This window comes from Gracilibacillus timonensis (genome assembly GCF_900086715.1).
Lineage (GTDB): Bacteria > Bacillota > Bacilli > Bacillales > Amphibacillaceae > Gracilibacillus > Gracilibacillus timonensis.
This window is the reverse complement of the sequence record NZ_FLKH01000011.1, coordinates 1-23,576: the sequence shown is the minus strand read 5'-3', so window position 1 is coordinate 23,576 and position 23,576 is coordinate 1. Positions and strand designations below refer to the sequence as shown.

Sequence of the window (23,576 nt, the reverse complement as noted above, 5' to 3'; positions counted from 1 at the left end):
CTTTTTTACAGTGCTTTTTCAAGCAATTTTGGTTTTGCAAAGATCATTCTGCCGGCAGAAGTCTGTAAAACACTCGTGATAATGACACCAATATTCTGACCAATATAGGCTTTTCCTTCCTCTACGACAATCATAGTGCCATCATCCAGATAGGCCACGCCTTGATTCTGTTCTTTACCATCTTTAATAACCTGTACCATCAATTCCTCGCCAGGTAACACGATTGGCTTAACGGCATTAGCCAAATCATTGATATTCAGCACAGGAACATTCTGGAATTCACAGACCTTATTTAGATTAAAGTCATTAGTTACGACGATACCATCCATCACCTTGGCCAGTTTTACCAATTTACTGTCCACTTCACTAATTTCCTCGAAATCACCTTCGTAAATCTCGACCTTGATCGGTAAATCTTTTTGGATTCGATTAAGAATATCTAATCCTCTACGACCGCGATTGCGTTTTAAAGCATCTGAGGAATCGGCAATGTGCTGCAACTCCTCTAGAACAAATTGCGGGATAATGATCGTTCCTTCTAGGAAGCTGGTTTGACAAATATCCGCAATCCGACCATCGATAATCACACTTGTATCGAGGATTTTAGGCTTTGGTGTATCCTGTTTGATGTCCTCTGACACGGTTGTTTTCTTCTTCTCTTTTTTCGGAAGAGTAAACAAATTCAAGAATTCATCCCGCCGCTTGAATCCGACTTGAAAACCAAAGTAGGCAAACAATAAGCTGATAAACAGAGGTAAAACCTGTGAAATTACTCTTATTTCAATCATCTGAATCGGTGTAATAACGAAATAAGCAATAATTAAACCGATAATAATCCCCAGACTGCCAAATAACAAATCAGCTACTGGAGCCTTCATCAAAGTCTCTTCAATCCATCCAAAGAAACGGATAAAGTAGTCTGCAAACCATAAAGATAGAATAAATAAGATAATTGCCCCTACAACTAATCCAACATAAGGTGCTACGTATCCAGACATAATCCATGTTCCCTCAGCAAAACCAAGTAGTTCCAACAGGCGTGGTATATAGAGATATCCTGCTGTTCCACCTGCAATAATAAAGAAAATTTGTACAAATCGTTTTAGCACCATCGTCACCTCCTATATAGTATTCTCTCCATCTAGCTTATTTTTAAACATTCTTTCTAGTGTATGATTAAAAAGTGTGCCGTTAGCGGAGAGAGACACCCCCGCTAATCACCTTATTACGGTAAAAAAAGAGAGACTTATTGTCCTTGTTATTCCCTTTTTTTTCTTTTTTAATCTTTCATTTTCAAAAATCAAATCTTTAATTGCCTAGTGTCGCTTGGATCGCCTCTTGCACTGATCGTACACCAATTAGTTCTATTTGATTAGGAGGTGTCCATCCCTCCATATTCTTGGCAGGAATGATCGCTCGTTTAAAGCCTAGTTTTGCCGCTTCCTGTATTCGTTGTTCAATACGAGAGACACGCCGTACTTCACCGGTTAAGCCAACTTCTCCGACTAATACGTCATCCATTTGCGGCGGCTTATCGCGAAAGCTGGAGGCAATACTAATGGCAACTGCTAAATCAATAGCAGGCTCATCCAATTTGACGCCGCCAGCCACCTTAACATAGGCATCTTGATTCTGAAGCATGAGTCCGACCCTTTTCTCTAATACAGCCATGAGAAGCGGTACACGGTTATGGTCAATACCTGTTGCCATTCTCCGGGGATTACCAAAACTAGTTGGCGATATCAAAGATTGTATCTCTACCAATACTGGCCTTGTTCCCTCCATGGAGGCAACCACTGTCGCTCCTGCTACGCCTCTTGATCGTTCTTCCAAAAAGACTTCTGATGGATTTAATACTTCAACCAGACCTTTTTCCTTCATTTCAAATATGCCCATTTCATTTGTACTGCCAAAGCGGTTTTTGACTCCTCGTACAATTCGGAAGGTATGGTGCCGCTCCCCTTCAAAGTACAAGACGGCATCCACCATGTGCTCTAATAACCTAGGCCCAGCAATCGATCCTTCTTTGGTCACATGCCCGACGATAAAAATTGGGATATGCTTCTGTTTGGCAATGCGCAATAGTTCACTTGTACATTCACGCACCTGTGAAACACTGCCTGGTGCACTGGTTACCTCTTCTTTAAAAACCGTCTGAATCGAGTCAATTACCACAAAACCAGGATCAAGCTGATCGATTTGGTTGGCAATATCCAGCATATTCGTTTCAGATAATACATACAAGCTATCAGAGACAACTCCCAGACGATCTGCCCTGAGCTTCGTCTGTTTAATGGATTCTTCTCCAGAAATATATAAGACATCGACCTTTTCTGCCGCTAATTGCTGTGAGACTTGGAGTAACAAGGTTGACTTTCCTATCCCCGGATCACCGCCAATCAGAACTAATGATCCAGGCACGACACCGCCACCGAGCACGCGATTTAGTTCTTGCATTTGTGTCTTGACACGTGGTTCCTCTTGCAATTGAATATTGGCCAGTTTCTGCGGCTTTTGTGCCGTTGTTTGATCCCTTGTCCAGTTTCCTCTTGCGTGTTTAGTTGCTTCTACCTCTTCTACTAGTGTATTCCATTGTTGACAACCTGGGCATTTCCCCATCCATTTTGGCGTCTCATACCCACAGGATTGACATACAAATTTGGTTTTGCGTTTGGCCAATGATATCGCCCCTTTCTATTATATACGAAAAACAAGGCCTGTAAGTTACAGAGTTCTATCAATTTGATTAAAGTATATGTAAAAAGTGTATAATTCCGATACTGACACCGTTTTTTATTGTAAATTTTGGATAAAAAGGACATAAAATACACATTATGTTTTGTGAAGACAGCAACGTTTCTATGAAATATGATCAAAACATTTTTTCATCATTACCGATAAGGTGAATTATGTTAAGTAGCTTATTTTTTATGCAGTTAGTTTGACTGTTTTCTTTGTGCTAGGCAAGCCGATGCGGGAATATGCTGCGCTTTCCATGGGGCCGAAGCGCAATTAAGCACACATAAACTCTCAAAATAACAGCGAGACTAGTTGACATAATTCATCTTATCGGTGTTGTGATTATAGAGATATGCGTGTCTGTTGTCTGCTTGAATGATACCATCTGTGCTGGTTAAAAAATCGGAAGGATGTGTCTCCCTCCGATTTTTTTACTGCTATTCTGTTACTGTATCTGCGGTTTTCATTACCTTGAATTCATCTGCGTCATTGACATCAATCCATACCTTCTGACCCTTTTGAATATTTTCCTTTAACAGCTCCTCAGACAGTAAGTCTTCCACGTTCTTCTGAATCGAGCGACGTAATGGTCTTGCGCCATATTCTGGGTCGAAACCTTCATTTGCAATTTTTTCAAGTGCCTGATCGGTTAACTCAAAATCAATCTCTTGGTCCACTAAGCGTTTCTGTAGTTCTTTCACCATCAACTCTACAATATACTTCATATGTTTACGCTCTAGAGAATGGAAGACAATGGTTTCATCAATACGATTCAAAAACTCAGGTCGGAATGCCTTTTTCAATTCCGCTGTCACCTTGGAACGCATATCTTTGTAACTCTGCTCCGCTTCCCCTAGGTTAAAGCCAACATATTTATTCTGTTTCAATTCATTGGCTCCGACATTAGATGTCATAATCAAAACGGTATTGCGAAAGTCTACCGTGCGTCCCTTGGAGTCAGTTAAGCGTCCATCCTCTAGCACCTGCAGCAAAATATTGAATACCTCTGGATGGGCCTTCTCTACTTCATCCAATAACACAACCGAATAAGGCTTTCTACGAACCTTCTCCGTTAATTGTCCACCCTCTTCATAACCAACATAACCCGGAGGGGAACCAACTAATCGAGAAGTGGCATGTTTCTCCATGTATTCTGACATGTCAATTCGAATCATCGAATCTTCATCACCAAACATAGACTCCGCCAAGGCACGAGCCAATTCCGTTTTACCCACACCAGTTGGGCCTAAGAAGATAAAGGAGCCAATTGGACGTTTTGGATCTTTTAAGCCAGCTCGAGCCCGACGAATAGCCTTGGACACCGCTTTGACGGCTTCCTCTTGCCCGATCAAACGATCATGGAGAATCTCTTCCATGTTTAACAACCGCTCACTCTCATCTTTGGTAAGAGCAGAAACAGGAACTCCCGTCCAAATCGATACTACACTTGCTATATCTTCTATGGTCACTTCTGAGTTCTCTCGGCCTTGCTTTTCTTTCCATTTGGTTTCTGTCTGCTCTAATTCTTTTTTCAGTTTCTGTTCATTATCCCTTAATGAAGCAGCTTTTTCGAATTCTTGACTTTGTACAGCGGCATCTTTTTCTTTACGCACCTCTTCCAGCTGCTGTTCTAAACCTTTTAGATTTGGTGGTGTCGTATAGGAACGAAGTCGAACCTTCGAGGCTGCCTCATCAATCAAATCAATCGCCTTATCCGGAAGGAAACGGTCGGTAATATAACGATCAGAAAATCTTGCCGCTGCATCAATGGCATCATCGGTAATCGTAACACGGTGATGCGCTTCGTATCGATCTCGCAGTCCCTTCAAGATTAACACAGACTCCTCAACCGTCGGCTCATCAACTTGAATAGGCTGGAAACGACGCTCTAATGCGGCATCTTTCTCAATATATTTTCGGTATTCATCCAACGTCGTCGCACCAATACATTGCAGTTCCCCGCGAGCTAATGATGGCTTCAAGATATTCGAGGCGTCAATCGCACCTTCTGCACCACCCGCACCAATTAACGTATGCAATTCATCAATAAACAAAATCACGTTATTGGCTTGACGGATTTCCTCCATCACTTTCTTGAGACGATCTTCAAACTCACCACGGTATTTGGTACCTGCCACCACAGTTCCCATATCCAAAGTCATCACACGCTTATCACGTAACGTCTCTGGCACCTCGTTATAAACGATTTGTTGTGCTAATCCTTCCGCTACAGCTGTCTTACCAACCCCTGGCTCCCCGATAAGAACGGGATTATTCTTGGTTCTCCGGCTTAACACTTGAATGACTCGTTCAATCTCTTTGCTTCGCCCAATAACCGGGTCGATATTCCCTTCCTTTGCAATCGCCGTTAAGTCACGTGCAAGGGAATCGAGAGTTGGAGTGGTAGCATTGTTGTTTTGTGTACTGCGACTATTTTGCGAGTTTGTCTCCGTACTACCTAACAGCTGCAACACCTGCTGCCGAGCTTTGTTTAAGCTGACACCTAAATTATTCAGAACTCGAGCCGCTACACCTTCTCCTTCACGAATCAGTCCTAACAGGATATGTTCTGTACCCACATAAGAATGACCTAGCTTACGAGCCTCATCCATGGAAAGCTCAATAACTTTTTTGGCGCGCGGAGTATAATGTATCGTTTGAGATACTTGGTTGCCTTTACCAATTAGCGACTCGACTTCATTGCGAATTTTATCTGCTCCTAAGCCAATAGCCTGGAGAGCCTTAGCAGCAATGCCTTCTCCTTCACTTACCAAGCCTAATAGAATATGTTCTGTACCTATATTATTATGCCCTAAACGTACTGCCTCTTCTTGCGATAGTGCTAATACCTTCTGTGCACGTTCTGTAAAGCGATCAAACATCATCTTACAATTCCTCCTTCTGTTCCATATTAAATCGTTCTCGAATGAGAGAAGCTCGAAATATATCACGTTCTTCCGGGGTTAACCTTCTCTGGGCATACTGCTGGAGAAAGGCCGGTTGTGTTAAAACAACCAGTTCATTCAGAATCGACTTGGATATATGATTAATAAAGCCCAGATCAATGGCTAAACGGACATCTGATAGACAAGTCGCCGTCTCTTTTGATTCAATAATCCTACTATACTGCAGCGCCCCAAGGGAACGAAATAGGCGATCTTCTAATTCTAATTGAGATCGTTCCACTAACATGGCTCGAGCATGTCGTTCATGCTCAATCAGCTGCTCCACCACTCCCTTTAGATCTTCCATGATATCCTTTTCTGCGCGGCCCAGTGTCACCTGATTAGAGATTTGAAAGATGTTACCTTGAGCCTCGCTGCCTTCCCCATAAATTCCACGCACAACTAAGCCTAGTTGATTGATGGCTGGGACCATTTGATTGATTTTACGCGTGATGGCCAGTGCCGGTAAATGCATCATGACAGATGCCCTTAATCCTGTTCCTACATTGGTAGGGCAGCTGGTTAAGTAACCTCTATGTTCATCAAAGGCATAATCAATCTCTTCCTCCAGCCAATCATCCAGCTGAAAGGCCTGTTCTAAAGCCTGTTCCAATTGGAAACCTGGAAAATAGAGCTGCGCGCGTAAATGATCTTCTTCATTAATCATAATGGATACCTGTTCATTCTCCGAAATAAGGGCGGCACCATGACCAGATTTGTTAGCCAGATAAGGGCTGATTAAATGTTTCTCCACTAACCCTTGTTTTTCAATCGGCTTTAGGTCGGTCATTTTGACAAAGGCCAAATCTTTATAATCCAAGTAGGAGCGCTGGCTAAACGATTGTTCCATTTTCTCAAGCACTTCATCCAATTGTTCTCCCTCAGCAATTAACGGAAAAGGATAAGCAGAGAAATTACGCGCGAGCCGAATACGACTGCTCATTACGATATCGCTATCTGGACCATCTTCTTTCAACCAAGGGCTAATGGCTTCCTTCATAAAATGTTCCAGGCTCATTGACTACCATCCTCCTCTACTTGCCTTTCCAGTGTCTTGATTTGATCTCGTAAATCAGCGGCCTCCTCAAACGCTTCCTCGGTAATGGCCTGCTGCAGGGACTGTTTCAAATCACGAATTTGTTTACGGTGTTGAATATTATATCCTGTACGTTTCGGAACTTTCCCTTCATGTAAGGTATTACCGCCATGTACTTTTCGAAACAAGGAATCCAAATGATCTGAAAAGGTATCGTAACAGGCTGCACAGCCAAATTTTCCTATTCTGGAAAACTGCTGATAGGTCATACCACATTTGTTACACACCAATTCCTCATGTGGGTGCGTATGCTTTGAAGAATGCGATAGCGCATCGGTCTTTTGATGAAATAATCCCGACAAGAGCTGATGCAAGGAATACGGATCCTCTTCTTGAGGAACATAACCCTTCTCTTTCGCACACTGCGCACACAAATGGACCTCTAACTTCTCTCCATTGATCACTTGGGTAAAGTGGACAGTGGCCGGGTTTTGCTGGCATTCTTGACATTCCACGTTAGACACCTCCTAGAACTGATATTTTAACGAATGAAGCATCGCCGCCAGGATTCTGGAACGAATTTCATCCCGTAATGGTAATTGAAATGGCAGAGTATTACGGTCAATAGCGCTCACCATCAGCTTTGCTTCGCGCTCCGTAATCAACTCCTCTTCCATTATTCTTTCTAAAATATTGATTGCCTTCTGCTGTGATATCTTAGGATAAATCATTTCAATAATCTCATCAATCAGTTTTGCCTTATCTTCATTGGTAATGCGACTAATTCGGATATAACCGCCGCCACCACGCTTGCTTTCCACCAAATAACCTTTTTCTAAGGTAAACCTTGTATTGATCACATAGTTTATCTGAGAGGGGACACATTCAAATCGATCGGCAATCTCACTACGTTTAATCTCAATAATCTGATGATGGTTATCATACATAATTTCTTTCAAATATTGTTCGATAATATCTGAAATATTACGCATTTTCCCTCCTCCATTCTGACCTTGACTATATTTGACTATACTTATATTATACTGTATGTTGCTGCTGTTGAAAACTATTTAATCTTTTTCTTAACGTCTTAAACGGTGATACGTGCTTGTTTCTAGTATTACCGCTATCCAGTGGAGGCAAACGTGCATTAAGACCGAAAGCGAAGTTTTATTCGATGCACATCCTCTTGATTTAATAACCACTCGTATAAATTCGTCCGTTTTTTTTCGTCAATGGCATTAATATACATTTTCACCTTGGTATATTCTTCTTCTTTTACGATATCGAACTCCCGTATATCCACTGTAAACTCCCGCACATTTTCCAGAAATAGCGCTGCCTCCTTTTGCTTGGACAACCTTACTTCAAACATCACATGATGATTCTTGCGGTGTATTCTTCGTTCCCATTTATTGAGTAGCACTAAGCTTAATAGAATAATGATCGTTGTGACAAATGCTTCCCGATACATACCATTTCCAACAATCAGGCCAAGACCCGCTACCGCCCAGATCGAGGCAGCTGTAGTAAGCCCCCTGATCGTGCCGCTATTCACAATAATCGTGCCTGCACCTAAAAAACCAATCCCACTGATGACATACGAAGGAATACGGGCTGGATCGAACCGTACATTATCATAACTATCCATAAATTCTTGAAAACCGTTGATCGATAATAGCATCATTAAGCAAGAACTTACCCCTACCAGTATATGCGTACGAAACCCAGCTGAATGTTTATTTATTTCTCTTTCAAAGCCAATTAGCCCTGATAATATAAGGGCAGTGATCAGCTTTACGATAGAGTTTAGAAATTCATCATCAAAAATCATTTCCCACATGAAAAAACGACTCCTTTGACTAAAGTGCGGGTGCAAAAAATTCGGATAAAACCGCATCACCCCGTGTCTTGAAGTTCAAGGCAATGCCACGGAGCATATGCGGTTACATACACAGACATGCGATCAGCCAAGTTGTTGGGCAACCATTAAAAGAAATCAGGTAGATACGTTTGACGGTGCGGAATCATCTCTTCCAGCAGTTCGACTGCCGCTGGATCCCCTTCCACTAGAAGAACCGCCGCCAATTCTTGAGGTCGTTTATAGCCCAAAAAGATTTGCGTTAACTGTTGAATATTCATTTTCACACGAGGAAGTGATGGATCTTTCTCAGGATGAATCACAAGTTGCGACTGTTTATGTGTGATCTGATAGCTGCCTGTGTTTTCTACTAAAAAATCATCCTCAACTTCTATGATAAAGGATTGATTACTTGAAACTGTCGAAGAGTATGGATATTGCTCCAAAAACCCCTTTACATCAACGATTCGTGCCATGAAATAGGGTGCTAGCTTCTGTTCAAAACTTGGTTCTTCTACTAGTAATGATAAGGGATCATCAGCCGGAAGCGTCCATTTCACTGTTTCCACCATCGAATCATGGTTTCTAATAAACTGAAGGATTTGTTTCCTGCCATTCAAGGTAGAAAAGGCAGCATCTTTAATCGTGAACGTATGATCCGCTACTTGATACACGAGATAACCTTCTGAACTGCCTTGTTGCTGTGCCAAGATGATCTGGTCTCGTTCATCCAGCTTATGATCCCACCAATCGGAGGTTCTATCTAACATACCTGTAAAGTGCTGGGCGTAATCTTTATATATTTGCTGCAGCAAGGAAACAGTCTGCTTGCTTTTCTTGCGTCTGATCATCTTTCCCTTGCCATTCCAATCCTTCAGAAAATGCTGAATCGGGATGGTACATTCTAATTGATCAAAGGCTAATTCCCAACCATATTTGCGGTAAAAAGGCACAGAAAAAGGGTGTAAATAGGATAGCGTTTTCCCTTCTTCTCTCATCGTATATAACGCCTTTTGCAATAGTTGCTTCACCTTGCCTCCTCGGCGCTGCTCTGGCCAGGAAGCAACCGCCGCGATACCACCCATATCTAACACTGAATCGCCTAGATACACTTGAAAAGGAATAATATGTACCTTAGCAGCCAATTCATCGCCTTCCATCCAACCAAAAATCGTATGTGATTTTATTTTATCACCGTATTGTTCGTTTTCCTCTTCCGTTCTAGTATATTGGAAGGCATACTGATTCAATGCCAAGATTTCCCGATAATCTGCCTTGGTTAGCCGTTTAATTCCAGACATTTCTTTGCTCCTCTCTCCCTGTCACTTTCTTCTACTATACATCAGATTCCTATACTTATGAAACCATTTTCACTTTTGTCGTTAAAGAAAATAGCTTGTGCAGCGATAAACCATCAGAAGCTTGGTTATCGCATGGTTTCTCTTTTTATCGTATAGTGATTTTCGACCAAGCTTCTGTATTTGTTTAACCGTTCCTTTTATTGCTTTCCATTTCCTACATACCATTGATAAGCTCCTGCTGCCATTTCTTGTGGAATATCACGTAATTTCTGTGTGAAGATAGGTTTACTGCGATTGATGGTAGCAAGGCTTGCTAGCCCAAATCGCTGCTTCATCAGCGATTGTTCAACCGACAATTCAATTACCTTCTGCCTTCGTGTCACCAGTGTAGACGTCACCCAACCGCCTTCTTGTAACTGGATAAATTCATCATGAATGACAAACCCGGAATAACGATAATTGATATACCGCTGCAGCAAGGTTAGCACAAGCAAGACGAGCGAAATCCACCAAAAACTTTTGAAAAAGAAGAAAATAACTGCCGTAACGATCAACCAAAACCAAGGAAAACGGCAAAAACGGGCAACTAATGATTTCCGCGGCAAGGCACCCACATCTTCTGTAATAGTAAAATTAGGAAGCATTTCAGATACTAAGGAAATGGCTCGTTTCGTTGGCAGAAAAGGGTACAGAGAATTGATGGAATCACCTGCATCTCCGCCGGCATTGATTAATGTTATCCCCGTAATACCTAACCAGCGCTTCAATATGGACTGCTCCATCTGAATCGCTTGAACGTTCTTTTTACGAATCGAGAAATGCTTTTCTGTCAAAATGCCTTGTGTGATATAAATTCGTTCTGCATCCGAAGAAATTTCGTATCTGCCATATTTTAAATAGGTAGTTACCACCCCAAATAATACAGATATCAGCACAACGACTAGAATGGCCAGCGTCAAAAGCAACCAGGAATCAGAGATGAACGTGTAGGCTTCTTCCAAATAACGCATGATATCCAGCACGCCATCTAATTGTTGCACGAACGAAAAAATAATCGGAAACAAGATAAGATAGCTTGCTGAAAGAAGGAAGGCCTTTCCCAGCTCTTTCTTGGTCGGCGTGAAGTGAATCGTTTTGGTTTCATGAGAATGATCCGATGTAAGACCGCTAACTGTTGCTTCGCTCGTTTCCGTTTCCGATACGTCTGTTTCACCATGTGTATCCCGCTTGTATTGATCGAGGGCTTGTTCGATCTTTTCCGCTTCGGTTCTCGTAATAGCAAGAAAAGCAAACGAGGCCTCCTCATCCCCAGAGGCCGTCTCTATTTTCAGCGATGTCACACCAAACAAGCGTAAATAAGCGGGAGTCTGAATTTGAACGTTCTGAATTCGGTCAAAAGGAATATGACGTCGTTTTAATACCATTGCGCCCTCACGAATTTCTATTGCTGAATGGGTTAAGTGATAATAGGTCCGCCACCACTTCAACGTGTAACGAACTATGGAAAATAGGACATATCCAAATAGAAGATATCGCCCAATCGTTACCCACAACGCCTCCGAAGACCAATTAAAAACAAATAGAACCAAAATAAGGAAAAACAGTTCCTTCACCGTACGAATAAGCGAGACGGGAATCATCAATGGATGCATGCGTTTTGTTTCTTTCATTCTAGTTCGCCTTTCTCATCCGCAATATTTGCTAAATACGCAATCTGATCGCGGATATGTGTTGCTTCTTCTTTCGGTATGGTCGGGATACGATGAGAAGAACCCATCGTCCCAATCGAAACCGTATATAAATCATATTTCCTCAGGATCGGACCTTGCTCTAAACCGACATATTGAATCTTGGCCATTGGGATCACTTGATTTCTCTGCTTAAATTTGCCCTGACGCAGATGAACATAATCCTGATCTATTTCATAACGCCAGTACTTTTGTAGCAGAATTGGTCGGAACACAATACTCCAAATACCGGAAAATATATCAATAATAAGCAATCCCCAAAGGACATATCCAATCCAGCTATACCATGAAAAGGAATAATCTAAGCATAGTAAAACGATAAGGATCGAAGTCGAAATGGCCTGTTCAATAAGGCTGGATAAGCGATTGACGTGAATTGCTTTCTCCGAGATTTGTTTAATTGGTGTATGTATTTCGGGATACATGAAATTCCTCCTGAAAAAGTTCTCTATTAGGATAGGATACGAATGTGGCTTGTTTATTTGCAGGATGATCGTGCTATGGACTCTTCATGCTAGCAGTTCATTCGATTGTAGTACTACTAAGCGGAACCTATTTCCGTAGCGCTTCCTAGTACAAACAACTTTACATCATCCCACTTATCGGTACTTCGCTTCGTTCAAAGTCAGATCGTTCCACATCCTATAACGCCAAGAATGTCATACTTTATCATAGCAATAAAGGAAAAGCCACAATTGACTTTTCCCTGATCATCTTATCGTATAACATGCAGACATCACTTTTCTAATAGAAGCTTCTGTTGATACCTTTCTGCTATTTTGTTACTCGCCTTCAAGGCCGGCATGACTAGGATAATCGCCAGCACACTCATACTAAAAAACAAGAAAAGCCACTGAAAATGCCAAAGTCCAAACCATAATGCAAATACCCCCAAAGCCATTGTCATCGTTTGAAAAGGGTGAAGCAACATCATAAAAAAACTAGCTTTCAACACCTCTATTGTCTTCATATCAAAATGAACATACATCGGAAAAATATACAAACTCGTTAAACCCGTCACCACTAGTATCAGAAAAAAAGGAATCGTTAATAGCAACATAGGCTCATTATCTATCAACGTAAGAAACACAAAGTCTAAATATAAAATATAATAAAGAGTTACCATGATATAACCTAGTATATTGGCTTGCAGCAATGATTGTTTATAGGCAAGCCAAAAAGTTTTAAAAATGGGCTGATCCACCCCTCCTGTAAACCATTTCCTTACAACGGCAAAGGTTGCTGCCGTTGCTGGAAATAAGCCCATCACCACGAAACCAAGGAGGCTGAAAGCAAGCCACAATATATTCAAATAAGCAACTTTCATGATCCATTCTAACGCTGTATGAACAGCTCTCATCTGGCCTCTCCTCCATCCTTCAATAATTTACCCTTTTAACCCACTCGTACTAATCCCCTCTACCACATAACGCTGGAAGATAAAGAAGATAATAAAGACAGGGACCAAAGAAACGACCGACATCGCAAACATCGCTCCCCAATTCGAGACTGTTTCATTACTTAGAAACATATTAAGCGCCATCGACACCGTATACTTACCGGGACTGTTTAAATACAATACAGGGCCTAACAGGTTATCCCACGTCCAATAGAAGGTGAAAATCGCCGTAGTTGCTAAAGCTGGCACAATTAACGGCAGAATAATACGATAATAAATCGAAAAGGTATTACAACCGTCCATCGTAGCGGCCTCATCCAGCTCCCTTGGGATAGTGCGGATAAACTGAATCAAGAGAAAGATAAAAAACGGATGACCAAAATAAGCAGGTACGACTAACGGCTTTAAGGAATTCAGCCAGTCTAACTGAGCAAAAATAATATACTGCGGTATCATAATTACTTCATATGGCAGCATCAAGGTTAAGATCATAATGGCAAACCAGAAGCTGCGCCCAGCAAATCGCAACCTGGCAAAGCCAAAGGCAATAAACGAACAGGACAGCAAATGCCCGATTAAAACAAGTACAACGAACACCGCCGTATTCGAAATAAAGGTACCAAAACCGTAATCACCAAAACCTTCCCACCCTTGGGCGTAGTTATGCAATACAAAAGGGCTAGGGATTAAAGACTCGGCCGTTACAAAGATTTGGTCACTCTGTTTAAAGGAACTCATCACTAACCAGACAACAGGGTAGAGAAGCAATACAGCAAATCCGCCCACTACGATATGATAGATCCATTTCTTTACATGTTTTGGCTTCATCCGCTATCTACCCCCTTCTGATTCATAATGGACCCAGTATTTCGATGAAAAGAAAATCAAGGATGTAAGAATCGCAATAACAATCAACATCACCCATGCCATTGCCGAAGCGTAGCCCATATGGAAGAACTCGAATCCTTGCATAAAGAGATAAAGGGAATAAAGCAACGTACCATCTAACGGACCACCTGTACCCTTTGATATGATAAATGCCGGTACAAACGTCATAAATGCAGCAATCGTCTGCATAATCGCATTAAATAAAATCACAGGACTTAACATCGGAATCGTGATGCTGCGAAACTTTTGAAAAAAGCTAGCCCCATCCACACTGGCCGCCTCATAATAACTCTGTGGTATGGATTTCAAGCCAGCAAGAAAAATCAACATCGATGAACCAAACTGCCAAACAGAAAGAAAAATGAGCATCCATAATGCTGCCGTTGGATTACCAAACCAGCGAACCGGATCTATTCCCATGGTTAATAATGCAATATTAACAATCCCCTCGTCCCCAAAGATATTTCTCCACATAATTGCAACGGCTACACTCCCGCCTATTAAGGAAGGCAGATAATATAAGGTGCGATATAACCCTACTGCCCGAGAAGCTGTGTTGAGCAGCATAGCCACCATTAAAGCAAAAATCAGCCTTAGCGGCACCCCCGCAAAAACGTAAATAAACGTGATCTTCAATGAATGCAAATATCTTGGATCCGCAGTAAACATTTGCTTGAAATTATCTAATCCTATCCACTGCGGCGGATTAAATAAATTATAAGTGGTAAAGGAAAAATAGAGGGACGTTAGAATCGGAATAATCGTAAAAGCCAGGAAACCAATAATAAATGGACCAATAAAAAGATATCCCCAAAGATTTTGTTTTAATCGAGTTTGCATGATCTGGAACCTCCTCATCTACTCATTAGAAAAGAGATAGCTGATCCAAAGCAGATCAGCTATTCTTCCTATCATCAATGTCCGAGAATACCTTCTGCTTGGCTCCTAAAGTGAGCGGCGGCATCCTCTGGCGTTACTTCGCCATAGGCCAGTTGTTCCGCCAAGCTGTCCAATGCCGAAATGATCTCACTAGCACCAGCTGGGTCAGGGGCACCCATCTCTGAACTGTTTTCCTCTACCCAGGCTACGTATTCAAAGACCTTTGCCTGAGAATCAGAAACCTCCTCAGATAAGGCCTCTTGCACCTCAGAAGATACCGGTACTCCACGTTCACCTAAGATCAATTTATTGGCTTCGATATCATTCACAAAAAAGCTGATAAATTTGGCTACTTCTTCTTTTGCTTGCGAATTCTCCGAAACAGAGAAGAACATACTCGGTTTTAAAAACAGCCCATCCTCTGTGTTCGGACCAGGCATTGGTGCAAATGTAAAGGTATGCTCCGATATTTGTTCCAAACCAACAAACTGGTTGGACCATTGAAATACACCTATGCCCTCTCCCATTACTGTTGGATCTTCCTCAGGACCTGCTAACTGCGCCATATAATCCGGCGTTGGGCTAGCCCCTTTTTCAACTTGATCTTGTATCATCGTAAAGAAATCAATAAATAATTGATCGTCGTCATATCCCAATTCGCTACCATCTTCGGCGTATAAACGTTGGCCATGCTGACGCAAATAATAATTAAAGAAAACATCTGCTTGAAATCCTGTATCAAAATAGACATCACTATCTGCCGCCGTTTGAGATAAAGAGAGGTAATCCTCCCATGTCCAATCTTCTGGTATCTCATCTATTCCAGCCTCATTCAATAACTCCTCGTTATATTGAAAACCAACGGCATTTACACCTACATTCATCCCATAAATACCTTCCTCTACGGATCCACCGTTAATAATATCCTCAGCAATGTGCTCAACATCGATTTCTTCACCAATAAACGGGCTTATATCGGCTAATTGATTATTCTCCGCATATTGAGACAAGTAAGACAAATCCATGGCCAAAATATCAGGTAGTTCATTGGCTGCGGCTTGTGGCGCAAGCTTTTGCCAATAATCATCCCATCCAGCGTATTCCGGTTCAATGGTGACATGTGGATTTTGCTCTTCATACATCTCAATCACTTCTAATGTGTAATCATTTCGAACCTGATCACCCCACCAGGCCATGCGCAAGGTAATGTCGCCATCTTCTTCAGCAGCCGTTTCCCCATCACCTGCTGTCTCCTGCGTCGTTTCCTCGTCATCACCACCACAAGCGACTAAGATCATCATTAACATTCCAATAAGTGCGACTAACCATTTTTTCATTTCATCACCCCTTTATATATTTGAAAGCGATTGCAAATTTATCATAACAATTATTCCATCCAAAGCGTAATAGACAAAACAGAGGTAAATGTTCAAAAAAAAGAGGTCTTACGACGACGGAAAGACCTGCTCGCATGTTGACTAGTTTGAATGCTCTTGTTTGATCATTTCAGATGGTGTACTCCCTTTTATCCGCTTGAATAATTGACTAAAGTATTGCGGGTTATTACCAAAGCCTATTTTTTCAGCTAACTCAAACACTTTAATATCCCTTTCTCGTTCAATAATGTCGACAGCTTTGTTAATACGAGCATTTGTCACGTAAGAAGAAAAGCCTTGGCCTACTTCTGCTTTAAACGTCTTGCCTAAATAATCGGCATGCATAAACAAATGATTGGCCGCTAGTCCTTGTAACGACAAATCCGGGTTACTTAGCTCGTCATCAATAGCGGTCAACATACGCTGTACTACTTTTGAATATCTTTGCCATACGGGAGAATAAGCAATCAATCGTTGAAATAATGCTTTGAAAAAATCCACTAACGTCGAACCATGTCGACAACTTTCTATTTGCTTGATTGCTTCTACTCGATCTTCAGTAGTGATATGTGGGTACTTATTCATCAACAGGAGATAAAACGAAATGGCATATCCTTTCATTATATTAGGAGAAATAGGATACTGCTTAGCCCGATTGATAAACGCCTGCATATATATCATTAGATCTTCGCTATTCTCCTTTTTCAGCAAACGCAGGATCTGTTCCATATCTAGCCCCATATCGGAAGGCATTTCCTCTCGAAACTGGACAGAACGGGTATATTCTACTATGCTTCCTTTATCATGATAAAAGAGCTGGTCCAGCCATTCGTCCGTCGGTGGCAGCTGCTCAACTCCACTGGATTTATCGATAGGAATGACCATTGCCGAGACCTGCTGCTCATCAGTTGACCAAAAGCTGGATATATAACTGTGACTTGGCAACAACAGTACCCACTTATCATCCAAAAAAGACTCCAATATGTTCTCTTTGGTAATTCCCTTTCTCATTTCCAGACAAGTCTCATGTGATAGCTTATCTTCTGCTACCACTGCCAAGAAGATACATGCACGAGTCTGATAAAAGGACTCTAGTAGTCTGTTGGTTTTTGCTGCCAAGTTTTTGGTAATTGGGTATCCATTGAACAATTGCTGTGAAAGCTCGTGCCACTCCATTTGTAATCCTAACTGCTGATCTTTCTTTGAGGTATTCAGTTCGTGGATCACCTCTTGTAACGCCTCGCCAATTTGTTGTGCGTTACATGGCTTTAACAAATAATGCTTCACCCCATAACGCATCGCTTGTCTAGCATATTCAAATTCATGATAACCTGATAAAAAAATCCATTTTACTTGCGGAAATTCAGCTTGCACTTTTTTCAAAAGACCAATCCCATCCAGTCCAGGCATCGTAATATCGGAAATCACGATATCCGGCTGATGTTTCTGAATAAATTGATAACCTTCCACCCCATTCACCGCCTTGCCAATTAAGCTCGTGCCATGCGCCTGCCAATCTACAATAGAAGCAATTCCCTCTAGGATCATGCGCTCATCGTCGATTAATAATACGCTATACATTTATCTCACTCCGTCCTTTTTGGTAATATGATAGAAACGATCGTACCATGATTCTCTTTACTATCGATTCGCAAACCGTATTCCTCTCCAAACAGCATCTTAATCCGTTCATTAATATTCCGAATACCAATTCCTGTCCCTGTTGGCTGGTAGCTTCCTTGCTCTATTTGCTGCAGATAGTCTTGATCCATCCCCGGTCCATTATCCGCCACCGTTATAATTATTTTTTCTCCTTCTTCTCTTAGGGACAAAGAAATCGTGCAAACACCTATTATCTCTTGTAAACCATATTTAATCGCATTTTCTATCAATGGCTGCAGGATAAATTTAGGCACCAGCAGCGTGAGATATTTTTCCTCCACATCTTTGAAAAACTGTAATCTCTCTTCAAAACGGAAGCGTTGAATGGTTACATAATGATCAACAATGTTCAACTCCTCCTGCAAAGGTATGAGCGCTTCTTTTTTATTAATAGAGGCACGTAGAACATAACCTAACGACTCTGCCATTTGAGCTATTTTCTTTTGACCGGTCATTTGAGCTGACCAGTTGATCGATTCTAACGTGTTATATAGAAAATGAGGGTGCACCTGCGCTTGTAATGTCTCAAACTCTGATTCCTTAATCAGTAATTGTTTTTTGTAATTTTCAATAACTAGATCATTAATCTGTTGCATCATCTTTGTGAAATTTTCATGCATTTGACCTGCTTCATCTTTCGTCACTGGAAAATCGATTCCCTCATCTGTATAGTTAAAGTCACCCGTTTCTACTCTCTTCATTTTCTTATTAAGACTTTCAATCGGATTGACAATCGTACTGGTAAATTTAATGCCCAAAAATACGACTAGGATAAATAAAAGTGAATAAGTTAAGAAGACTGCTGTTCTTGCTTTTGTAATTACCGCAAACAGATTGCTGTATGGAGTGACAATCACATACGTCCAGTCCAGGTGATCGGCTGCTGAGTAAGTAAAAAAATATTTCTCACCTTGATAACTAATCATTTGATAGCCCTGTTTTCCCTCCATATATTGCGAGGGTTCAAATCCCGTCAAGGATTGTTCACTGGCGAAAATAGGATGTTCATCCTTATCAAAGATTAAAAAATTGGCCTCCTGTGCCTCCAAATTATTGGTCAGCTCATCCATCATTTGTTCAATATCTACTCGGATTCCTATGATTCCTAAATCCTCAAATGAAAAATTTAAGTATTCTCTAATCCCCCTTACCGCTGTCACCACTTCATCCTCTGGAGAAGGAGGAATCCAGCTTACACCACCTGCAGTCTGATCTGTTGCCTTCTTAAAAGTATTCAGTCTTTTGTTAGACAGGCGAACCACCATATTCCCACTGGCATATTCATTGTTTTGTGCATCATACACTTGAATCGATTTCACATATTTGTTTAATGCACCTATTTGCAGTAATCGCTTTCGTAATTCGCTGCCAAAAAGAAACTTGTTATAGTTAGAAGCTGTTTGATTCATATCTAATAAATAAGATTGAATATACCGATCCGTTGCTATTTGATAGGATAACCGCTCCATTTTCTTCAATTCTGCTTCCATTGAATTAGTGGATACTTGCAACACTTGAGCGGATTGACGATAAATTTCTTTATTATATAGGTGGAACGCATACTGCAATATGGATATCCCTCCTACACTAAAAGACAGCAAAACCAATGTAGTTAAGATAACCATTTTATACTTCAACCGCAGATTCAGAAAGAAATGGGTTACATAGTAAATCATCTATTTTCCTCCTATAAAAACAAATGACAACGTTTTCATTATTACTGTCTTCCATTATAATATATGCTTGTACAGAATGGATCATTAATTTGTAATAACAGATATATGGGATGGTATTTCTCCTAAAGGAGATGAAGTTTTGGGGGGATGGAATATATACAAGTCACCAACAAAAGTCCTATTCATCAGCAACTAATCAGATTTCAGCTCTGTTTTATGGATTATCTCTTAAGGGCTAAAATATATGCAACTTACATAAGAGCTATTTAGTTACCAAATATGTCTAATTTGATATTTTCAAGGGTTATTTAATGAATTTTAGTAATGGGGAGTCATAAAGAATAGTGGGAAATATGACGAAATAGACAAGCTCTCTACCTTGAATTTCGCCAAATCATATCTGCGGTGCGTCATTTACTTCCCAGTACAACATACCATCTTTCTCACTCATTTGGATCATGTGTGTCTTTTCTAATACTCTTATGGAGGCCATGTTATTGGTCATACACTCTTCCATTACCTTGTTAACCAGATTAGATTGAAAGGCCCATTCTATTAAGGCAATTACTGCTTCTGTTGCATATTCCATATTTTGAACATGCGATCGAATTCCATACTAGGATCAATTAACTTCGTATGATGTACTACAATGTACATTTACGATAAAATGTTAGTTTATTAATTGGCTGATAGTAAGCTGTTCCTTTTAATATAGCAATCATTTTTTAACTAAAATAACTTTTCCTTTTATAGAAAGATGTTTTCAATGCCTTACGTCAAAAAAACCCTACTAGTCTAACGAGACCAATAGGGTTCTTATGTAATGCCTGGCAACGTCCTACTCTTGCAGGGGAAATCCCCAACTACCATGGGCGCTGAAGAGCTTAACTACTGTGTTCGGCATGGGAACAGGTGGGACCTCTTCGCTATCGTCACCAGACTTTCTTTTGATAAGGACAAGACATATTATAACGCATGCCTTATACGAAATGCAAGTGTTTTTTATATACTTTCAAAACTAGATAAGAATTCATCGGACAAGCCAACATCATGTATAGATAAGTCCTCGATCGATTAGTATTCGTCAGCTCCACATGTCACCATGCTTCCACCTCGAACCTATCTACCTCCTCGTCTTGGAGGGATCTTACTCTATCGAATAGATGGGAAGTCTCATCTTGAGGGGGGCTTCATGCTTAGATGCTTTCAGCACTTATCCCTGCCACACGTAGCTACCCAGCGATGCTCCTGGCGGAACAACTGGTGCACCAGCGGTGTGTCCATCCCGGTCCTCTCGTACTAAGGACAGCTCCTCTCAAACTTCCAACGCCCACGACGGATAGGGACCGAACTGTCTCACGACGTTCTGAACCCAGCTCGCGTACCGCTTTAATGGGCGAACAGCCCAACCCTTGGGACCGACTACAGCCCCAGGATGCGATGAGCCGACATCGAGGTGCCAAACCTCCCCGTCGATGTGGACTCTTGGGGGAGATAAGCCTGTTATCCCCGGGGTAGCTTTTATCCGTTGAGCGACGGCCCTTCCATACGGTACCGCCGGATCACTAAGCCCGACTTTCGTCCCTGCTCGACTTGTAGGTCTCGCAGTCAAGCTCCCTTCTGCCTTTACACTCTGCGAATGATTTCCAACCATTCTGAGGGAACCTTTGGGCGCCTCCGTTACATTTTAGGAGGCGACCGCCCCAGTCAAACTGCCCACCTGACACTGTCTCCGAACCGGATCACGGTTCTGGGTTAGAAGGTCCATACAGCCAGGGTGGTATCCCACCGGCGCCTCCACGTAAGCTAGCGCTCACGTTTCTACGGCTCCCACCTATCCTGTACAAGCTGTACCAACATTCCATATCAGGCTACAGTAAAGCTCCACGGGGTCTTTCCGTCCTGTCGCGGGTAATGCGCATCTTCACGCATGGTATAATTTCACCGGGTCTCTCGTTGAGACAGTGCCCAAGTCGTTGCACCTTTCGTGCGGGTCGGAACTTACCCGACAAGGAATTTCGCTACCTTAGGACCGTTATAGTTACGGCCGCCGTTTACTGGGGCTTCAGTTCAACGCTTCGCTAATGCTAACGCATCCCCTTAACCTTCCAGCACCGGGCAGGTGTCAGCCCCTATACTTCGCCTTACGGCTTCGCAGAGACCTGTGTTTTTGCTAAACAGTCGCTTGGGCCTTTTCACTGCGGCTTCTCGGTCGAGAAGCACCCCTTCTCCCGAAGTTACGGGGTCATTTTGCCGAGTTCCTTAACGAGAGTTCTCCCGATCACCTGAGGATTCTCTCCTCGCCTACCTGTGTCGGTTTGCGGTACGGGCACCTTGTCTCCTGGCTAGAGGCTTTTCTTGGCAGCGTGAAATCCGGAACTTCGGTACTTGATTTCCCTCCCGATCACAGCTCACGCTTCCCGTCTGACGGATTTGCCTATCAGACACGCTTGCTGCTTCGACGCACTCAACCAATCGTGCGCTTTCCTTATCCTTCTGCGTCCCCCCTTCACTCATAATGGAGCTAGGTGGTACAGGAATATCAACCTGTTATCCATCGCCTACGCCTTTCGGCCTCGGCTTAGGTCCCGACTTACCCTGAGCGGACGAGCCTTCCTCAGGAAACCTTAGGCATTCGGTGAAGAAGATTCTCACTTCTTTATCGCTACTCATACCGGCATTCTCACTTCTAAGCGCTCCACCAGTCCTCACGGTCTGACTTCGCCGCCCTTAGAACGCTCTCCTACCATTGATCGTTCGATCAATCCGCAGCTTCGGTGATACGTTTAGCCCCGGTATATTTTCGGCGCAGCGTCACTCGACCAGTGAGCTATTACGCACTCTTTCAATGATGGCTGCTTCTAAGCCAACATCCTGGTTGTCTAAGCAACGCCACATCCTTTTCCACTTAACGTATACTTGGGGACCTTAGCTGGCGGTCTGGGCTGTTTCCCTTTCGACTATGAACCTTCTCACCCATAGTCTGACTCCCAAGGTAATATGATTGGCATTCGGAGTTTGACGGAATGCGGTAACCCGGTGAGGGCCCCTAGTTCCATCAGTGCTCTACCTCCAACATACATCCCTTGAGGCTAGCCCTAAAGCTATTTCGGAGAGAACCAGCTATCTCCGTGTTCGATTGGCATTTCACCCCTACCCACACCTCATCCCCGCATTTTTCAACATACGTGGGTTCGGGCCTCCAGTCAGTGTTACCTGACCTTCACCCTGGACATGGGTAGATCACACGGTTTCGGGTCTGCGACCCCCTACTATGTCGCCCTGTTCAGACTCGCTTTCGCTGCGGCTCCGTGTCTTCCACTTAACCTTGCAGGAGATCGTAACTCGCCGGTCCATTCTACAAAAGGTACGCCGTCACCCATGAAAGGGCTTCGACTACTTGTAGGCACACGGTTTCAGGTTCTCTTTCACTCCCCTCCCGGGGTGCTTTTCACCTTTCCCTCACGGTACTGGTTCACTATCGGTCACTAGGGAGTATTTAGCCTTGGGAGATGGTCCTCCCGGATTCCGACGGAATATCACGTGTTCCGCCGTACTCAGGATCCACTCCGGAGGAGAAACGTTGTCGACTACAGGGCTGTTACCTCCTCTGGCGGGCCTTTCCAGGCCTCTTCGTCTAACGTCTCTCTTGGTAACTCCAATGGAGTGTCCTACAACCCCAAAAAGCAAGCTTTTTGGTTTGGGCTGATTCCGTTTCGCTCGCCGCTACTCAGGAAATCGCGTTTGCTTTCTCTTCCTCCGGGTAATGAGATGTTTCAGTTCCCCGGGTCTGCCTCGTTCAGCCTATGGATTCAGCTCAACGTGCTACTCGATGAAAAGTAGCGGGTTCCCCCATTCGGAAATTCTTGGATCGACGCCTACGTACGGCTCCCCAAGACATATCGGTGTTAGTCCCGTCCTTCTTCGGCTCCTAGTGCCAAGGCATCCACCGTGCGCCCTTCTTCACTTAACGATACATGTTTCACCGCTTCTTACTGTAAAAAAGTCGTTGGTTTGTTTTGTTTGATGTCTTGTCATACTTCTTATCTAGTTTTCAAGGTACATG

General features: G+C 42.5%; 17 protein-coding genes and 2 rRNA genes. All 19 read right to left on the bottom strand.

What is annotated here, in order from left to right:
- Positions 1 to 5: 5 nt before the first annotated feature.
- A complete protein-coding gene (locus BN6556_RS07325) occupies positions 6 to 1,109 on the bottom strand; it encodes a PIN/TRAM domain-containing protein (RefSeq protein ID WP_066191187.1) in 1,104 nt (367 codons plus the stop codon).
- Positions 1,110 to 1,308: 199 nt separating this feature from the next.
- Positions 1,309 to 2,679, bottom strand: a complete 1,371-nt coding sequence (gene radA / locus BN6556_RS07320) for a DNA repair protein RadA (RefSeq protein WP_066189127.1) — start codon at positions 2,677 to 2,679, stop codon at positions 1,309 to 1,311.
- A gap of 497 nt (positions 2,680 to 3,176) precedes the next feature.
- The gene (gene clpC, locus BN6556_RS07315) at positions 3,177 to 5,624 is read right to left on the bottom strand and encodes an ATP-dependent protease ATP-binding subunit ClpC (protein WP_066189124.1); all 2,448 of its coding nucleotides are present in this window, start codon (positions 5,622 to 5,624) and stop codon (positions 3,177 to 3,179) included.
- Between the two features lies 1 nt (position 5,625).
- A complete protein-coding gene (locus tag BN6556_RS07310; protein WP_066189120.1) occupies positions 5,626 to 6,702 on the bottom strand; it encodes a protein arginine kinase in 1,077 nt (358 codons plus the stop codon).
- Positions 6,699 to 7,235, bottom strand: a complete 537-nt coding sequence (locus tag BN6556_RS07305) for a UvrB/UvrC motif-containing protein (protein ID WP_066189117.1) — start codon at positions 7,233 to 7,235, stop codon at positions 6,699 to 6,701. Before BN6556_RS07305 ends, BN6556_RS07310 begins: the two co-directional genes overlap by 4 nt.
- A gap of 12 nt (positions 7,236 to 7,247) precedes the next feature.
- Positions 7,248 to 7,712: a CtsR family transcriptional regulator gene (locus tag BN6556_RS07300; protein WP_066189114.1), complete on the bottom strand. Its 465-nt coding sequence runs from the start codon at positions 7,710 to 7,712 to the stop codon at positions 7,248 to 7,250.
- A 158-nt stretch (positions 7,713 to 7,870) separates the two neighbouring features.
- Positions 7,871 to 8,563 carry an MgtC/SapB family protein gene (locus tag BN6556_RS07295; protein WP_066189112.1) on the bottom strand — a complete coding sequence of 231 codons (693 nt, stop codon included), beginning with the start codon at positions 8,561 to 8,563 and terminating at the stop codon, positions 7,871 to 7,873.
- A 146-nt stretch (positions 8,564 to 8,709) separates the two neighbouring features.
- Positions 8,710 to 9,882, bottom strand: coding sequence for a GNAT family N-acetyltransferase (locus tag BN6556_RS07290; RefSeq protein WP_066189109.1), 1,173 nt, complete (start codon positions 9,880 to 9,882; stop codon positions 8,710 to 8,712).
- 197 nt (positions 9,883 to 10,079) lie between these two features.
- The gene (locus BN6556_RS07285) at positions 10,080 to 11,552 is read right to left on the bottom strand and encodes a PH domain-containing protein (RefSeq protein WP_066189107.1); all 1,473 of its coding nucleotides are present in this window, start codon (positions 11,550 to 11,552) and stop codon (positions 10,080 to 10,082) included.
- Positions 11,549 to 12,055 carry a PH domain-containing protein gene (locus BN6556_RS07280; protein ID WP_066189103.1) on the bottom strand — a complete coding sequence of 169 codons (507 nt, stop codon included), beginning with the start codon at positions 12,053 to 12,055 and terminating at the stop codon, positions 11,549 to 11,551. Before BN6556_RS07280 ends, BN6556_RS07285 begins: the two co-directional genes overlap by 4 nt.
- A gap of 311 nt (positions 12,056 to 12,366) precedes the next feature.
- The gene (locus BN6556_RS07275; RefSeq protein WP_066189100.1) at positions 12,367 to 12,990 is read right to left on the bottom strand and encodes a YesL family protein; all 624 of its coding nucleotides are present in this window, start codon (positions 12,988 to 12,990) and stop codon (positions 12,367 to 12,369) included.
- 27 nt (positions 12,991 to 13,017) lie between these two features.
- A complete protein-coding gene (locus tag BN6556_RS07270) occupies positions 13,018 to 13,857 on the bottom strand; it encodes a carbohydrate ABC transporter permease (RefSeq protein ID WP_066189097.1) in 840 nt (279 codons plus the stop codon).
- Positions 13,858 to 13,860: 3 nt separating this feature from the next.
- A complete protein-coding gene (locus BN6556_RS07265) occupies positions 13,861 to 14,757 on the bottom strand; it encodes a carbohydrate ABC transporter permease (RefSeq protein ID WP_066189093.1) in 897 nt (298 codons plus the stop codon).
- A 74-nt stretch (positions 14,758 to 14,831) separates the two neighbouring features.
- On the bottom strand, positions 14,832 to 16,133 hold the full coding sequence (locus BN6556_RS07260; protein ID WP_066189090.1) for an ABC transporter substrate-binding protein: 1,302 nt from the start codon (positions 16,131 to 16,133) through the stop codon (positions 14,832 to 14,834).
- 141 nt (positions 16,134 to 16,274) lie between these two features.
- Positions 16,275 to 17,753 (bottom strand): response regulator transcription factor, encoded by a 1,479-nt coding sequence (locus BN6556_RS22725; RefSeq protein WP_066189087.1) that lies wholly within the window; start codon positions 17,751 to 17,753, stop codon positions 16,275 to 16,277.
- Between the two features lie 5 nt (positions 17,754 to 17,758).
- The gene (locus BN6556_RS07250; protein ID WP_066189084.1) at positions 17,759 to 19,510 is read right to left on the bottom strand and encodes a cache domain-containing sensor histidine kinase; all 1,752 of its coding nucleotides are present in this window, start codon (positions 19,508 to 19,510) and stop codon (positions 17,759 to 17,761) included.
- A gap of 394 nt (positions 19,511 to 19,904) precedes the next feature.
- A complete protein-coding gene (locus BN6556_RS07245) occupies positions 19,905 to 20,120 on the bottom strand; it encodes a GNAT family N-acetyltransferase (protein ID WP_262361295.1) in 216 nt (71 codons plus the stop codon).
- Positions 20,121 to 20,335: 215 nt separating this feature from the next.
- Positions 20,336 to 20,450 (bottom strand): 5S ribosomal RNA (gene rrf, locus BN6556_RS07240).
- A gap of 114 nt (positions 20,451 to 20,564) precedes the next feature.
- Positions 20,565 to 23,483: ribosomal RNA gene (locus BN6556_RS07235) — 23S ribosomal RNA — on the bottom strand.
- Positions 23,484 to 23,576: the final 93 nt, after the last annotated feature.